Source organism: Streptomyces sp. CBMA291, assembly GCF_014596525.1.
Lineage (GTDB): Bacteria > Actinomycetota > Actinomycetes > Streptomycetales > Streptomycetaceae > Streptomyces.
The window spans coordinates 25,230-40,838 of record NZ_MSJP01000094.1 but is presented as its reverse complement, the minus strand read 5'-3'; the positions used below and the strand labels follow the sequence as shown (position 1 = coordinate 40,838).

15 protein-coding genes are annotated in these 15,609 nt (G+C 73.1%); 8 read left to right on the top strand and 7 right to left on the bottom strand.

The window, feature by feature from the left end; all coding sequences use genetic code 11:
* Positions 1-46 precede the first annotated feature (46 nt).
* The 3 genes from BU197_RS22570 to afsQ1 are packed head-to-tail and all read right to left on the bottom strand — an operon-like array spanning position 47 to position 2,891.
* Positions 47-691: a hypothetical protein gene (locus BU197_RS22570; RefSeq protein ID WP_188270134.1), complete on the bottom strand. Its 645-nt coding sequence runs from the start codon at positions 689-691 to the stop codon at positions 47-49.
* Positions 688-2,217 (bottom strand): ATP-binding protein, encoded by a 1,530-nt coding sequence (locus BU197_RS22565; protein WP_188270133.1) that lies wholly within the window; start codon positions 2,215-2,217, stop codon positions 688-690. Before BU197_RS22565 ends, BU197_RS22570 begins: the two co-directional genes overlap by 4 nt.
* Positions 2,214-2,891, bottom strand: a complete 678-nt coding sequence (afsQ1, locus tag BU197_RS22560) for a two-component system response regulator AfsQ1 (RefSeq protein WP_017239746.1) — start codon at positions 2,889-2,891, stop codon at positions 2,214-2,216. The genes BU197_RS22565 and afsQ1 overlap by 4 nt, the downstream gene beginning before the upstream one ends.
* A gap of 171 nt (positions 2,892-3,062) precedes the next feature.
* On the opposite strand from afsQ1, the gene BU197_RS22555 reads away from it, so the two are divergent.
* Entirely contained in the window at positions 3,063-3,782 is a 720-nt protein-coding gene (locus BU197_RS22555) for a SigE family RNA polymerase sigma factor (RefSeq protein WP_188270132.1), read from the top strand.
* A gap of 150 nt (positions 3,783-3,932) precedes the next feature.
* On the opposite strand, the gene BU197_RS22550 is transcribed toward BU197_RS22555, so the two are convergent.
* Positions 3,933-4,628 (bottom strand): uridine kinase, encoded by a 696-nt coding sequence (locus BU197_RS22550; protein ID WP_188270131.1) that lies wholly within the window; start codon positions 4,626-4,628, stop codon positions 3,933-3,935.
* 52 nt (positions 4,629-4,680) lie between these two features.
* On the opposite strand from BU197_RS22550, the gene BU197_RS22545 reads away from it, so the two are divergent.
* Positions 4,681-5,076 carry a hypothetical protein gene (locus tag BU197_RS22545; protein WP_188270130.1) on the top strand — a complete coding sequence of 132 codons (396 nt, stop codon included), beginning with the start codon at positions 4,681-4,683 and terminating at the stop codon, positions 5,074-5,076.
* Positions 5,077-5,137: 61 nt separating this feature from the next.
* On the opposite strand, the gene BU197_RS22540 is transcribed toward BU197_RS22545, so the two are convergent.
* From BU197_RS22540 to deoC, 3 genes are read right to left on the bottom strand one after another with little or no spacing between them, the layout of a single operon-like run.
* On the bottom strand, positions 5,138-6,034 hold the full coding sequence (locus BU197_RS22540; RefSeq protein WP_188270129.1) for an aldehyde dehydrogenase family protein: 897 nt from the start codon (positions 6,032-6,034) through the stop codon (positions 5,138-5,140).
* Positions 6,027-7,463 carry an aldehyde dehydrogenase family protein gene (locus BU197_RS22535; RefSeq protein ID WP_188270128.1) on the bottom strand — a complete coding sequence of 479 codons (1,437 nt, stop codon included), beginning with the start codon at positions 7,461-7,463 and terminating at the stop codon, positions 6,027-6,029. Before BU197_RS22535 ends, BU197_RS22540 begins: the two co-directional genes overlap by 8 nt.
* A 5-nt stretch (positions 7,464-7,468) precedes the next feature.
* Positions 7,469-8,458, bottom strand: a complete 990-nt coding sequence (deoC, locus tag BU197_RS22530; protein WP_188270127.1) for a deoxyribose-phosphate aldolase — start codon at positions 8,456-8,458, stop codon at positions 7,469-7,471.
* A 1,207-nt stretch (positions 8,459-9,665) separates the two neighbouring features.
* On the opposite strand from deoC, the gene BU197_RS22525 reads away from it, so the two are divergent.
* The 6 genes from BU197_RS22525 to pstS all read left to right on the top strand — a co-directional run bounded on the left by BU197_RS22525 (position 9,666) and on the right by pstS (position 15,608).
* Positions 9,666-10,106 carry a class F sortase gene (locus BU197_RS22525; protein WP_317452122.1) on the top strand — a complete coding sequence of 147 codons (441 nt, stop codon included), beginning with the start codon at positions 9,666-9,668 and terminating at the stop codon, positions 10,104-10,106.
* Positions 10,107-10,140: 34 nt separating this feature from the next.
* Positions 10,141-10,824, top strand: a complete 684-nt coding sequence (locus BU197_RS22520; RefSeq protein ID WP_188270126.1) for a PH domain-containing protein — start codon at positions 10,141-10,143, stop codon at positions 10,822-10,824.
* A 177-nt stretch (positions 10,825-11,001) separates the two neighbouring features.
* Positions 11,002-11,355 (top strand): DUF1508 domain-containing protein, encoded by a 354-nt coding sequence (locus BU197_RS22515; protein WP_188270125.1) that lies wholly within the window; start codon positions 11,002-11,004, stop codon positions 11,353-11,355.
* A 77-nt stretch (positions 11,356-11,432) separates the two neighbouring features.
* Positions 11,433-12,476 carry a phosphate ABC transporter permease subunit PstC gene (gene pstC / locus BU197_RS22510; protein WP_317452121.1) on the top strand — a complete coding sequence of 348 codons (1,044 nt, stop codon included), beginning with the start codon at positions 11,433-11,435 and terminating at the stop codon, positions 12,474-12,476.
* Positions 12,477-12,585: 109 nt separating this feature from the next.
* Positions 12,586-13,785, top strand: a complete 1,200-nt coding sequence (pstA, locus tag BU197_RS22505) for a phosphate ABC transporter permease PstA (RefSeq protein ID WP_188270123.1) — start codon at positions 12,586-12,588, stop codon at positions 13,783-13,785.
* Complete coding sequence (pstS, locus tag BU197_RS22500; protein WP_317453405.1) at positions 13,782-15,608, top strand: phosphate ABC transporter substrate-binding protein PstS; 1,827 nt, start codon at positions 13,782-13,784, stop codon at positions 15,606-15,608. The genes pstA and pstS overlap by 4 nt, the downstream gene beginning before the upstream one ends.
* Position 15,609 lies beyond the last annotated feature (1 nt).

The window sequence follows — 15,609 nt, the reverse complement described above, 5'->3', positions numbered from 1 at the left end:
TGCGGTGCCGGGCGGCGCGGGCCAGGCAGGACCGGGAAGGGACGGCCTAGCCCGCCGTCGCCACCGCCCCCGGCGGGACCGTCGCCGCACCCGTCGGCGGGGTCGCCTCCGGACGCTCGCGCAGCTCACCCGTACAGCGGTAGCGCTTCGGCGGATACGCCCCCGGGCCACCGAGCAGCACCGCGTGCCCGCCCTCGCCCGCCGCGCCCTCCGCGAAGGTGCAGACGAGCTGGGAGAGCGCCGTCGGCGCCAGGTCCTCCGGCTGACGGCTCAGCCGCAGCGTGCCCGCCGGATCGCCCCGGTGCCCGCCGTCCACCGTCAGCGGACCGCGCACCGTCGTGGTGAAACCGGCCTCGCCCTCCGCCTCCGAAGGCTCGGCGAGCAACTGCGCGAGCAGCCCCCGGGCCGTGAGGACCGCGTCGACGCCCGCCTTCTCCTCCGGCAGCGGCGACCGCCGGTCCACCGCCTCCAGCTGGGAACCGCAGACCAGGAACACCCGCACCGGCACCCCTGTGAGCGCCGCCCCCGGCATCGAGTCCCCCGGCATGCTGCACGGCACCCGGGACGGCGCCGCGCCCGCGTCGACCGGGACCGTGGTGGTCCTGATCCCGCAGCCGGTGACCAGGGTGGCGAGCGCGACCCCCGTCAGGGCGCCCGCCATCCCCGTACGCCCGTAAGCACGGCGCCTCACGCTTCCTCCACCTCGCCCTGTCTGCTGCGGGTCCGCACCTCGCTCGTGATGCCCGAGGCGTCCAGCGGCAGCCGCAGCACGAACACCGCTCCGTCCACCGCCCCGTCCTCGCCGACCGAGTTGGACGCCGAGATCGAGCCGCCGTGGATCAGCGCGTTCTCCATGGCGATCGACAGACCGAGCCCGCTGCCGTCGGAGCGGGGGCGGGACGCGCTCGCCTTGTAGAAGCGGTCGAAGACATGCGGCAGCACCTCCTCGGGGATCCCGGGCCCGTGGTCGCGCACCGCGATGACCAGCTCGTCCTCCTCGGTGCGCACCGAGACCCGGACCGGGGAACCGCCGTGCTTGAGCGCGTTGCCGATGAGGTTCGCCAGGATCACGTCGAGGCGGCGCGGGTCGAGCGGCACGACGATCCCGCGCTCGGCGTCCAGATCGACCGCGTCGAGCCAGGCGCGCGCGTCGATGCACGCGGTGATCTGGTCGGCGATGTCGACCTGGTCGAGGACGAGCCGGGCGGTGCCCGCGTCGAAACGGGTCACCTCCATCAGGTTCTCCACCAGGTCGTTCAGCCGCCGGGTCTCGCTGACCACGAGGGCGACCGCCGGGGCGATCATCGGGTCGAGGGAGTCCTGCTCGTCCTCCAGGACCTCCGTGACGGCGGTCAGCGCGGTCAGCGGGGTCCGCAGCTCGTGCGACATGTCGGCGACGAACCGTCGGGAGGACTCCTCGCGGGCGCTCATGTCCGCGACCTTCTTCTGGAGGGACTCGGCCGCGCTGTTGAACGTACGGGTGAGATCGGCCAGCTCGTCGGCGCCGGTGACCCGCAGCCGGGTGTCGAGCTTGCCCTCGCCGAGCTGCCGGGCCGCCTCGCCGAGCCGGTGCACGGGGCGCAGCACGGTCGTCGCCGCGACCTGCGCGAGCAGCACCGAGCCGACCACGGCGAGCGCGGTGGCGATGCCGAGCGACCAGGCGAGCGAGTTCAGATCGGCCTTCTCCGCCGCGAGCGACTTGAACATGTATCCGGCGGGCCCGCCGCCCTCCACCCGGGTGCCGCCGACCAGATACGGCGTCCCGCGCCGCTCGGTGCGCTGCCAGAACAGGTGGTACGCGTACGGGTTGGCCTCCGTCACCGGACGCTCGGTGTCGACCGCCTCCCGCAGCGAGTGCGGCACGTCGGCCAGGGTGAAGTCGTCGGGGTCGGATGCGCCGACGATCGGCTTGCCCGCGTCCCGCTCACCGAGCAGCAGCACCTGGTAGTCGGCGCCGCCGCCCGCGATCTGCTCGGCGGTCCGCCGCAGATCGTCCTGGCCGGGCCGCAGCGGCAGCGTCGCCGCCCGGTTCTGCATCTCCTGCCGGAAGTCGTTGAGCGCCCCGTCCTGGGTACGGGTCAGGACCGCCTCGCGGTTGAGCCAGTACGCGATGCCGGAGGCGGCGACGGCGGCGGTGAGGGCCACCAGGGCGAAGACGACGACGAGCCGCAGCCGCAGGCTGGAGAGCCGCAGCCGGGTGAGGATCCCTTTGCTCACGCAGGGACGTCCAGCCGGTAGCCGACCCCGCGCACGGTGCGGATGAGGGTCGGGGACGACGGCACGTCCTCCACCTTGGCGCGCAGCCGCTGCACACAGGCGTCGACGAGCCGCGAGTCGCCCAGGTAGTCGTGCTCCCACACCAGGCGCAGCAACTGCTGCCGGGAGAGCGCCTGGCCGGGCCGCCGGCTCAGCTCCAGGAGCAGCCGCAGCTCGGTCGGGGTGAGCTGGAGGTCCTCGCCGTTCTTGGTGACCGTCATCGCGGAGCGGTCGATCACCAGGGAGCCGTACGTCGCCGAGTCCGTGGACTCCCGCTCGCCGCGCCGCAGCACGGCCCGGATGCGGGCGTCCAGGACGCGGCCCTGGACCGGCTTCACCACGTAGTCGTCGGCGCCGGACTCCAGCCCCACGACCACGTCGATGTCGTCGCTGCGGGCGGTCAGCAGGATGATCGGCAGCTGGTCGGTGCGGCGGATGCGCCGGCAGACCTCGAAGCCGTCGATGCCGGGCAGCATGACGTCGAGCACCACGAGGTCCGGCCGCTGCTCGCGCAGCAGCTGGAGGCCGTCCTCCCCGGTCGCGGCGGTGGCCACCCGGTGGCCCTGCCGCGACAGGGACAGTTCAAGGGCGGTGCGGATGGCGTCGTCGTCCTCGATCAGCAACAGAAAAGGCACGAGACGCATTCTGTCCCATGGGCCGTCCGAGTTCGACCGTGCGGGAGGCGCGCTTCCGCCCCCGGGGCCTGTGACACGCCTGTGACAGTCGGCGGACAGCGCCATGAAGTCCGATGGGCAGGCTTCTTGGCACACGGACCGAACCACACTCCACTCGACGGGGGGCGCGAGATGACCGCACTGCACGGCACCACCTCAGGCGCAGTAGTCACGCGGCTCCACGACGTCGTACGGAGCACCGAGAAGTCCGGTGCGAACGGACGGGGGTGCGTTCGCGTGGCCGGACGTCAGCGCAAGGCGCCGCACATGGTGGCCGTCGCTGACGGGGGAGCGGCGTACGGGGAGGTCACGGGGGAACGCGTCGGCTGCGCGGAGGCCGAGTTCACGGCCTACGTGCAGGAGCGTCGGGCCTCCCTGTACGCCACCGCCTACCACCTCACCGGGGACCGGTTCGAGGCCGAGGACCTGCTCCAGAGCGCGCTGTTCTCCACGTACCGCGCCTGGGAGCGGATCAGCGACAAGGCCGCGGTCGGCGGCTATCTCCGTCGCACCATGACCAATCTGCACATCAGCGCCTGGCGCCGCCGCAAGCTGAACGAGTACCCGACCGAGGAGCTGCCGGAGACGGTCGGCGAGACGGACGCGATGCGCGGCACGGAGCTGCGCGCGGTGCTGTGGCAGGCCCTGGCCCGGCTGCCCGAGCTTCAGCGGACCATGCTGGTGCTGCGGTACTACGAGGGCCGGACCGATCCGGAGATCGCGGAGATCCTGGACATCAGTGTCGGCACGGTGAAGTCGAGCATCTGGCGGTCGCTGCGGCGGCTGCGCGAGGACGAGGTGCTCAGCTTCGGACGTGACGAGGAGGAGTCCTTCGGCGAGCTGGTGGCCTGAAGGCAGGGGGATACGGGGCAAGGCCCCGGCGGTCACGGGGGATCGGGACCACCGGGAGCACGGGGGAGGCCGTACGGGGGTACGGGGGACGGCGCGGGTCGTACGGGTCTGGGGGGCCCGCACGGCCCGCGCCGTGCTGTTCCCGCCCTCCTACTTCGAGGCCGGGGAGCGGCGGCGGCCCGCCGCCGCGGCGGCCAGCCGGCCCAGGGCCTCCGGCTGGGCGCAGGGATGGGCGCCGAGCGCCGTCTGCCGGGCGACGATGGCCCGCTCCGTACGGAGCAGACGCCAGCCCCGGCGCAGCAGGAACGGCACCGACTTGCGGCCCTCGCGCAGATCGCGGACGAGCCGGCGCCGGAAGGTCGTCGAGGGCCGGCCGCGCAGACAGAGCGCGTCGGCGAGGACGCCCAGCTCACGGCAGCGGGCCACGATCTCGGCGGCGAAGATGCCCTCCGCGACGAACAGCGTGGTCCGCCCGATGTCCAGCCGCTCACGGCCCGTACGGGAGCTGGTGGCGATGTCGTACAAGGGGACGTCGGCCCGGCCCGTACGGCACAGTTCGGCGATGGCGTGGACGGCGGCGTCCGCGTCCCAGGCCCGCGGGGAGTCCCAGTCGATGTCCGTACTGCCGTCGACGAGCGGGAGCGAGGGGGCGTCGCCCTCCTTGTAGAAGTCGTCGAGACGGAGGACCGGGAGACCCGCGGCGGCGGCCAGGAAGGACTTGCCGGAGCCCGAGGGGCCCGCGAGCAGGACGACGCGGGTCTGAATCGATGGGGAACTCACGGGACACCAGTGTGAACCATTCCCCCGTGCAGGGGACCCCCGACGGAGGCCGTTGGTATCGAGCATCACACCTCCACTACTGTCGGTGTCCGCTCGCTCACCCCTCGGAAGGATCACCATGGCGCGTCACGCAGCACCCCGCACGCCCCGCCGCAGCGCCCTGCTCAAGGCGGGCCTCGGCGTCACCGCGGTCGGCGCCTCGGTGCTCGGCGCGGGAGCCGCCGCGCAGGCCGCCCCGCTGCCGCTCCCGGTCGAGTCGCTGACCAGGGCGGACGCCAACGCCGCCGGGGCGGGCGCGCTCAACGGGGTCGCCCACGGGGTGGCCCCGCTGACCCGGCTCCGTCTCGACCCGCTGGCCAACACCGGGGTCGACCCGCTGAACAACGGGCTCGGCACCCAGGTCGCCGACTTCAAGCCGGTCGGCACCAACATGGTCACCGACCACGTCACCCAGGGCGGGGCCGTCGCCGACCTGCCGGTGGCCGGACCGCTGAGCCAGGGGCTGCTGCCCTGACGCGTGCGGCCCCGGGGGGCTTCCCGGGGCCGCACGCGGTGACGCGGCGGTGCCGCCCGGCTCAGTACGAGGAACCGCCCGCGCCCAGCGAGCCCGTGGGGTGCCAGACGGTCTTGGTCTCCAGGAAGGCCGTCAGGCGGTCCGTGCCGGGGGACGCCGTGAAGTCCTCGGTACGGGGGCGCAGCACGCGCTTCAGGTTCTCCGCCGCCGCGATCTCCAGCTCGCGGGCGAGATCGCCGCCGGTCGCGCCCGTCAGGTCGATCGCGTTGACGTCCTGGTGGGCCGCGAGGTGCGGGCCCATCTCGGACGCCTTGCCGGAGAGGATGTTGACCACGCCGCCGGGGAGGTCGGAGGTGGCCAGGACCTCGCCGAGGGAGAGCGCGGGCAGCGGGTGCCGCTCGCTGGCGACCACCACCGCCGTGTTGCCGGTGGCGATCACCGGGGCGATCACCGAGACCAGGCCGAGGAAGGACGAGTCCTGCGGGGCCAGGACCGTGACGACACCGGTCGGCTCGGGCGAGGAGAGATTGAAGTACGGGCCCGCGACCGGGTTGGCGCCGCCCGTGATCTGGGCGATCTTGTCGGTCCAGCCCGCGTACCAGACCCAGCGGTCGATCGCCGCGTCCACGGCCGCCGCCGCCTTCTGCTTCGACAGGCCCTCGGCCTCGCCGACCTCGCGGACGAACTGCTCGCGGCGGCCCTCCAGCATCTCCGCGACGCGGTAGAGGATCTGACCCCTGTTGTACGCGGTCGCGCCCGACCAGCCGCCGAAGGCCTTGCGGGCGGCGACCACCGCGTCCCGGGCGTCCTTGCGGGAGGAGAGCGGGGCGTTCGCCAGCCACTTGCCCTTCGTGTCCGTCACCTCGTACACCCGGCCGCTCTCGGAGCGGGGGAACTTGCCCCCCACGTACAGCTTGTAGGTCTTGAAGACGTTCAGACGGTTGGTCGACTCAGACATCGAGGTAGGCCTCCAGACCGTGACGGCCGCCTTCACGGCCGTAGCCCGACTCCTTGTAGCCGCCGAAGGGCGAGGTCGGGTCGAACTTGTTGAACGTGTTGGCCCAGACGACACCCGCGCGGAGCTTGTCGGCGACCGCGAGGATGCGGGAGCCCTTCTCCGACCAGATGCCCGCGGACAGGCCGTACTGGCTGTTGTTGGCCTTCGCCACCGCCTCGGCGGGCGTACGGAAGGTCAGCACCGACAGGACCGGGCCGAAGATCTCGTCCCGGGCGACCGTGTGCGCCTGGGTGACCCCGGTGAAGAGCGTGGGGGCGAACCAGTAGCCGCTCGACGGCAGGTCGCAGGCGGCGGTCCAGCGCTCGGCGCCCTCCGCCTCGCCCCGCTCCACGAGCGTGCTGATGCGGGCCAGCTGCTCGGCGGAGTTGATCGCGCCGATGTCGGTGTTCTTGTCCAGCGGGTCGCCGAGGCGGAGCGTGGACAGGCGGCGCTTCAGGGAGTCGAGCAGCTCGTCGTGGATCGACTCCTGGACCAGCAGCCGCGAACCGGCGCAGCAGACCTGGCCCTGGTTGAAGAAGATGCCGTTGACGACGCCCTCGACGGCCTGGTCGATCGGGGCGTCGTCGAAGACGATGTTGGCGCCCTTGCCGCCCAGCTCCAGGGTGACCTTCTTGTCGGTGCCCGCGACGGAACGCGCGATGGCCTTGCCGACGGCGGTCGAACCGGTGAAGGCGACCTTGTCCACGTCCGGGTGCTCCACCAGCGCGGCGCCCGTGCGTCCGGCGCCGGTCAGGATGTTGACGACGCCCTTCGGGAGTCCCGCCTGACGGCAGATGTCCGCGAAGAACAGGGCGGAGAGCGGGGTCGTCTCGGCGGGCTTCAGGACGACCGTGTTGCCGGTCGCCAGCGCCGGGGCGATCTTCCACGCCAGCATGAGCAGCGGGAAGTTCCACGGGATGACCTGCCCGGCCACGCCCAGCGGGCGCGGGTTCGCGCCGAACCCGGCGTGGTCGAGCTTGTCGGCCCAGCCCGCGTAGTAGAAGAAGTGCGCGGCGACCAGCGGCAGGTCGGCGTCCCGGGTCTCCCGGATCGGCTTGCCGTTGTCCAGGGTCTCCAGGACGGCCAGCTCACGGCTGCGCTCCTGGATGATCCGGGCGATCCGGAACAGGTACTTGGCCCGCTCGGAGCCGGGCAGCGCGGACCAGGCCCCGAAGGCCTTGCGGGCGGCCCTGACCGCGCGGTCGACGTCCTCGGCGCTCGCCTCCGCGACCTCGGAGAGGACCTCCTCGGTGGCGGGGGAGACGGTCTTGAAGACCTTGCCGTCGGACGCGTCGACGAACTCGCCGTCGATGAAGAGGCCGTAGCTCGGGGCGATGTCGACGACGGACCGGGACTCCGGTGCCGGTGCGTACTCGAATGCAGATGCCATGTTGATCAGTCCACCGTCACGTAATCGGGGCCGGAGTAGCGGCCGGTCGCCAGCTTCTGGCGCTGCATCAGCAGGTCGTTGAGCAGGCTGGAGGCGCCGAAGCGGAACCAGTGGTTGTCCAGCCAGTCCTCGCCCGCGGTCTCGTTGACGAGGACCAGGAACTTGATCGCTTCCTTGGTGTTGCGGATGCCGCCGGCCGGCTTCACGCCGATCCGCACGCCCGTCTGCGCGTGGAAGTCGCGTACGGCCTCCAGCATGAGCAGGGTGTTCGCCGGGGTGGCGTTGACCGCGACCTTGCCGGTGGAGGTCTTGATGAAGTCGGCGCCGGCCATCATGCCGAGCCAGGAGGCACGGCGGATGTTGTCGTACGTGGACAGCTCGCCGGTCTCGAAGATCACCTTGAGCCGGGCGCGGTCGCCGCACTCGGCCTTGATCGCGGCGATCTGCTCGAAGACCTCCAGATACCGCCCGGAGAGGAACGCGCCCCGGTCGATGACCATGTCGATCTCGTCGGCGCCCGCCGCGATGGCGTCGGCCGTGTCGGCGAGCTTCACCGGGAGCGCCGCCCGGCCCGCCGGGAAGGCGGTGGCGACGGAGGCGACCTTGACGCCGGAGCCCGCGAGGGCGGCCTTGGCGGTGGCCACCATGTCGGGGTAGACGCAGACGGCGGCGGTCGTCGGGGCCGTGCGGTCGGAGGGATCGGGGTGGACGGCCTTGGCGGCGAGCGCCCGGACCTTGCCCGGGGTGTCCGCGCCTTCGAGCGTCGTCAGGTCGATCATGGAAATGGCCAGGTCGATGGCGTACGCCTTGGCCGTGGTCTTGATCGAACGGGTGCCGAGGGTCGCGGCGCGCGCCTCCAGGCCGACGGCGTCGACGCCGGGCAGCCCGTGGAGGAAGCGGCGCAGCGCACCGTCGGACGCGGTCACGTCGGCGAAGGGGGCACCTCCCGCGCCGGTGGGCGCCGGGGAGGGTGCTGCGGATGCAGTGGTGGGCATGGTCACCAGTCGAGCATATCTACGCGCGTAGCGACCTGTACAGGGGAGGGGGGCCGGGGAAGCCGGAGGCCGTGGCGGGGGAGTCCGGGGTCGCGGGGGTACGGGGACGGGGGCGTGGCGGTATGGGGCCGGGCGCGTGGCGGTATGGGGGGCCGGGGTCGCCGGGGTGCGGGGGCGCCTCCCGGCCGGGGTGGTGAGGTCCGTCACGCGCCGGTGGCCCATGACGGACAGGCCGGGGACGGCCGTCGCCGTCGCCCTCGCGGGTGCCGCGCTCCCCGTCCCGGCGCTCACCGCCGGAGCCGCCTTCGCGGCGGACGGTCAGGCCGCCGCGCTGTCGGCGGCCCCTGGCCTCCTGGCCTCCCGGCCACCGGCCCGCCGAGGCCCCGACAGCTGCGGCGAAGGCGGGGGCGAGAAACCGGGTGGAGGCTCCGGCGGACGCGAAGCCGGTGGAGACGAAGGCCGGTGGACGAGGAGTCAGTGGAGACGAAGCCGGTGGAGACGAAGACCGGTGGACGAGAAGCCGGTGGACGCGAAGCCCGCGGGTGCGGAGACCAAGCCCGCCGAGACCGAGACCGCGACCGAGACCAAGCCCGCCGCGTGCCTTCCGTCGCCGGTCCGCCGACCGCGTCTGATTCGCTGCCGGTCCGCCGGTCGTGTCTGATCCGCCGCCGGTCCGCCGACCGCGTCCGTCCCGCCCCGGAGCCCACTCCGGCGGCGGGCCGCCGGACACGGTCGTACGGACCCCGTCCGGCGCCCCGCCCCGGCCGTCCCTCCGGGGCGGCGCGCCGGGCCCTTACCCCCTGAGACCTTCCCGCCCCCTTGACCCGAGCGGGCCAGGGCGTCTCTTCTCGGATTCCGCCCGACCCGCGCCGCCCGGCACCGGAAGACGCGGGCCCGAACGGCGGGACCCGGAAGAGACGGCCCGACCGTCGTCCCACACCCCACACCCCACACCCCCCACCACCACCCCAGCCCCCGGCCGGTCGCCGTCTCCCGGTGGCCGGTCGTCGGTCGTTCGTCCGGAGTCCGCCGTGCCGTCTCGCCGCCGTCCCGCCCGTACCGTCTCCCTCCTCGTCGGGGTCGTGCTCCTCGGCCTCACCGGCTGTTCCGCCGGGGCCGAGCCCGGGGCCGACACCCCGCCCGCCCGGATCTCCCCGGCCGCCGCGACCCCCGTGCCGCCGGGCTCGCCCGGTCGCTGCCCGTCCGGGTGCGGATCCCCGCCGCCGGGGTCGGCACCGGGCCCTTCCTCACTCTGGGGCTCGCCGCCGACGGGACCGTCGAGGTGCCCTCGGTCGCGGACGCCGACCGCATCGGCTGGTACGACAAGGGCGTCACCCCCGGCGAGACCGGCCCCGCCGTCCTCATCGGACACTTCGACACCGTCGAGGGCCCCGCCGTCCTGAAGGACGTCTCCCGCGTCCGGGTCGGCGACGAGATCACCGTGACCCGCGCCGACGGCACCACCGCGGTCTTCCGGGTCAGGGAACTGGAGCAGGCCGACAAGGACGCCTTCCCGACCGCCAAGGTGTACGGCGACACCCGGGGGCCCGAACTCAGGCTCGTCACCTGCGGCGGAGAGCCGGCCGACGGACACCGCCCGGACGACATCATTCTGTACGCGGACCTGACGGCCGCGCGGGCCGCCTGAGTCGCCCCGGGTCCGCTGAGGCAGAATCGGCGGCATGACGACCCCCGAGCCGACCCCCGAGCCCGGCCACGAGCCGAGGCGCGCGTCGACCCCCGAGCAGCAGCCGGCCGACGACTTCGCCGACCGGTCCTTCCGCTCGCCCCTCGGCATCGCCGGGGGAGTGTTCCTGCTGCTCGTCGCGGCCCTGTTCGCAGGGGACGCGATGATCCGGGGCGAGGGCCGCGCGCCCTGGTACGCGCTGGCCGGGCTCGTCCTCGCCGTCCCGCTGATCGTGGCCTTCACGATCCGGCCCGCCGTGTACGCGGGCCACGGCCGGCTCCGTATCCGCAACCCCTTCCGGACGATCACGCTGCCCCTGGCACAGGTCGCCGACATCCGGGCCGGTTACTCCAGCGAGGTCTTCACCCAGGACGGCGCCAAGTACCAGCTGTGGGCGGTGCCCGTCTCGCTCCGGCAGCGCAAGAAGGCCGCCCGCAAGGCCGTCCGCGCCTCCCAGGACGACCCGCACGGGCACGTCTCCACCGCCGCCGACGTCCGGGACCGGGCCTCCCGGATCGCCCCCACCGACCAGACCGTCGCCGATCTGCGCGAGATGGCGGCCCAGCACGCCAAGGACCCGGACGCGCAGGGCGAGGTGCGGGTCCGCTGGGCGTACGAGATCGTCGGTCCCGCCGTCGCGGGGTTCCTGCTGCTCGTGATCCTGGCCGCCACGGCTTGATCTCGACGTCCCGCCCCCGGGATTCCGGGGCCCCCGGGGGTCCTCCGGTGTCCTAGGGGCAACGGCAGGGTGAAGCGTCTCCGCCCGAATTTGGTTTATCTCCCAACTGTCTCGGCCGCTCAATAGATTGCCCCTGCCGAGACTGTGGGGGTGGGGGCGATGACCAAGGGCACAGGTGTGTCCGGAACACGCTGTCTGGTCGACATGGGGACCGACGGCCGCTACGGGTGGCGGCTCGTCGCCCAGAACGGACGGGTCGTGGCGAAGTCGGGGGGCTTCTACGACGACCACGCCGGCTGCCGGGAGGCCTTCGCCGTCCTGTGCGCCGGACACGAGGCCATGGCAGGCGGGGTGCAGCACACCGCCGGCGGCAACGGCTGGGTCTGGCTGCTGCGCGACACGGAGGGGCGGACCGCCGCCCTCTCCGGACGCTCCTACGAGCGCCATTCCACCTGTCGCACCGCTTATGCGCGGTTCCGGGCACTGATCGCCGACGAGGGGCCCGGATGGGCCTCAACAGTGCTTCGGTGAACGGAAGTTGCCCCGCGCACGCCCCCCGTTCACATGACGGGGCCGACGAGTCCACCCGGCGGGACTTACGTCGTACCGTGACGACCGAGACCCTTGACCCACCGAACGGCCGGCGGCCGTCCGGCAGCCCGGCGGACCCGCCGCCCGACACGCCGAGACGGCTGTACGCCGACCCCGGCCTTCCCGACCGGGTCTTCCGCACCGTCGCCCGCACCGGCGGCGGCCTCGTCCTCGCGGTCATGCTCCTCGTCGGAGGCTTCCTGCTGATCCGCGCCTGGCAGGCCCTCGACCGTGCCGGGCCGGCCTTCCTCACCACGGAGAACTGGGAGCCCGACGGCGGACGCTTCGGCATCGCCGCCGTCCTCCTCGGCACGGTCCTCATCGCCCTCGTGGCGATCTGCGTGGCCGTACCGCTGGCCACCGGGGCGGCGCTCTACATCTCCGAGTACGCCCCGCCCCGGCTGCGCCGCACCCTGGTCTCCACCGTCGACCTGATGGCCGCCGTGCCCTCCGTCGTCTACGGACTGTGGGGCGTCTTCTGGCTTGAGGAATCGATCCTGCCGATCGCCCGCTGGATCGCCACCTACCTCGGCTGGATCCCCTTCCTCCGGGTCGACGGCGCCGACCCGGACGACCCGCTGGCCCCGCCCACCGTCTACACCTCGTCGACCTTCGTCGCCGGGCTCGTCGTCGCGATGATGGTCGCGCCGATCATCTGCTCGATCATGCGCGAGGTCTTCTCCCAGGCACCGGCGGGCGAACGGGAGGGCGCCTACGCGCTCGGCGCCACCCGCTGGGGCATGATCCGCAGCGTCGTCCTGCCCTTCGGCAAGGGTGGCATGATCGGCGGCACCATGCTCGGCCTCGGCCGCGCCCTCGGCGAGACCATCGCCGTCTACATGGTCATCTCGCAGGTCTTCACCATCCAGTGGCACGTCCTCCAGACCGGCACCAGCTCGGTCTCCTCGCTGATCGCCCTGCGCTACGGCGAAGCCACGCCCTTCGGCATGTCCGCCCTGATGGCCGCCGGATTCGCGCTCTTCGTCATGACCCTGATCGTCAACTTCGCCGCCTCGTCCATCGTCGCCCGCAGCCGCTCCGGCGCCACCAGCGACGCGTAGGGACGGTCCGGGAGGCCAGGGCCGCCCGCCGACCGCACCCCACCGAACCCCCGGCCCGCTCCACGCGCGTGGACGGGCCCCACAGCTCCCCGAGGGGGACCCGAACGACATGACCATCGCCCCGGAGCGGCCGACGCTGCGCCCGCCCGCCGAGACGGCCCCGCCGCCCGGAACCGAACACCGAAGGACCACCGGCAGCCTGCGCGCCTCCGACGTGTACGCCGGACTCGGCGCCGCCGTCGCCTCGCTCGCCCTGACCTGGCTGCTCTTCGCCCGGCTGCTGCCCTTCAGCGGCGCCGTCGGCTTCGTCCTCGTCGCGTACGTCCTCTTCCTCGGGCTCTACGCGCTGCTCGTCTCCTTCGACGAGGACGGGCCCGCCGTCCGGGACCGGATCGCGGGCGTCGTCGTGCGCAGCCTCGGCCTCCTCCTCCTCGCCGTCCTCGTCTTCGTCGTCGCCTTCACCCTCTGGGAAGGCCGCGAGGCCCTGGTCCACCTCAACTTCTTCACCGAGGACATGAGCCTCGCGGGACCGCTCGAACCCCTCGACGTCGGCGGCATCCTGCACGCCGTCGTCGGCACCCTCGAACAGGTCGGCATCGCGCTCGCGCTCACCGTGCCCTCCGGCATCGTCTGCGCCGTCTTCCTCAACGAGGTGCCCGGCGCCTTCGCCCGGCTCGTCCGCACCATCGTCGAGGCGATGACGGCGCTGCCCTCGATCGTGGCCGGACTCTTCATCTACGCCACCGTCATCCTGGGCCTCGGCATGGAGCGCTCCGGATTCGCCGCCTCGCTCGCGCTCTCCGTGATGATGCTGCCGATCATCATCCGCGCCTCCGACGTCGTCATCCGCCTGGTCCCCGGCACCCTGCGGGAAGCCTCGTACGCCATGGGCTCCTCGCGCTGGCGCACGGTCTGGCACGTGGTCCTGCCGACCGCCCGCTCCGGACTCACCACCGCCGTGATCCTCGGCACCGCGCGCGGGGTGGGGGAGACCTCGCCCGTGCTGCTCACCGCCGGGTTCACCGCCGAGCTGAACGCCCTGCCGACCTCCGGCGCCCAGGTCTCCCTGCCGCTCGCCACCTTCGAACTCGTCAAGTCGCCCGAACCGAACATGATCGCCCGCGGCTTCGGCACCGCCGCCGTCCTCATGCTGCTCGTCCTGCTCCTCTTCGTCCTCGCCCGGATCGCGGGCGGGCGCGGCCCCGGACAGCTGACGAAGCGCCAGGAGCGGCGCCGGGCCCTCGCGTCCCGGCGGGACGCCGCCCGCCCGGACCGATCCGCACCCGTGTCACCGAGGAGTACGCCGTGAGACCCGTGTCCGCCACCCGCAGCCTCCTGGGCCTGGCCGCCGTCCTGTGCGCGCTGCTCGCCCTCCTCGTCCGGCCGCCCGCCGCGCAGGCCGCCGGATACACCAAGATCACCGGCTCCGGCTCCACCTGGAGCTCCAACGCCGTCGAGCAGTGGCGCCGCAACATCGGCGCCAACATCGGCCTGACCGTCAACTTCAACGCCAACGGCTCCTCCCAGGGCCGCGAGCAGTTCAAGAACGGCACCGTCGACTTCGCCGTCTCCGAGATCCCGTACGGCCTCAAGGACGGCAACGCCACCGACGTGCCGCCGGGGCGCGGCTACGCGTACATGCCGATCGTCGCGGGCGGCACCGCCTTCATGTACAACCTGCGGATCGGCGGCCGGCAGGTCACCAACCTGCGTCTGTCGGGCCCCGTCCTCGCGAAGATCTTCACCGGGCAGCTGACCATGTGGAACGCGCCGGAGATCAAGGCCGACAACCCCGGTCTCGTCCTCCCGGCCCGCCGGATCGTGCCCGTCGTCCGCTCCGACGGCTCGGGCACCACCGCCCAGTTCACCACCTGGCTCGCCAAGGAGCAGAGCGACACCTGGGACGACTACTGCCGACGGGCCGGACGCCAGACGCCCTGCGGCATGACCTCGTACTTCCCGGTGGTGCCCGGCACCACCACCGTCGCCAAGTCCGGCTCCCTCGGCGTCTCCGCGCACGTCCGCCAGCCGCAGGGCGAGGGCGCCATCACCTACGTCGAGTACTCGTACGCGATGAACGCGCACTTCCCCGTCGCCAAGATCCTCAACTCCGCCGGGTACTACGTCGAGCCCACCGCCTCCAGCGTCGCCGTCGCCCTGATGAACGCGCGGATCAACGACGACCGGAACTCGACGAACTACCTCACCCAGATCCTCGACGACGTCTACCGCACCAGGGACTCGCGCGGCTACCCGCTCTCCAGCTACAGCTACATGGTCGTCCCCACCAGCGAGACCGCCCCGCACACCCAGGAGAAGGGCCGCTCGCTGGGCACCTTCGCCCGCTACTTCCTCTGCGAGGGCCAGCAGCAGGCCGAGGAACTGGGCTACTCGCCGCTGCCGAAGAACCTCGTCCAGGCGGGCTTCGAGCAGATCCGCCGCATCCCCGGCGCGCCGACCGGCGCCGTCGACCTGTCCGACTGCCGCAACCCCACCTTCTCGGCGGACGGCACCAACACCCTCGCCAAGAACGCGCCCCGGCCGCAGCCCTGTGACAAGCGCGGCCCCACCCAGTGCTCCGCCGGCACCGGAGGCGCGCACGGCAACGACACCCCCGTGACCAACGGATCCAACGGCGGTACGGCCACCGGAGGTTCGACCGGCGGCAGCACCAACGGCGGCACCACGTCCGGCGGTTCGACCGGCGGATCCGGAGCGGGCACGGCCTCGGGCGGTACCACCGGAGGAACCACCGGCGGCGCCAACACCACCACGACCGGCGGCGGTTCGGGCGCCGCCGGTACGGCCACCGGCGGCGGCGCCACCGGAGGCTCGGGCGCGACCGGCACCGCCACCGGCGGCGGCGCCGCCGTCGACCCCGACACGGGCGAGGTGCTCGCCGACGGCGGCGCGACCGCCGGTGGCGGAGGCGGCGGAGGCGGCATCGGCCAGGACGGGGGCGGCGGCAGCGTCGTCGCCACCCCGGTCACCCTCGCCGCCGACACCGGAGGCGGTCTGCGCGGCCTGCTCATGGCCCTCTCCGCCGTCCTCCTCCTCGCCACGGTCGTCGGGCCCCCGCTCGTCGCCCGCGCCCTCGCCGCCCGCGCCGGACGCGAGGGAGGCACCCGGTGAA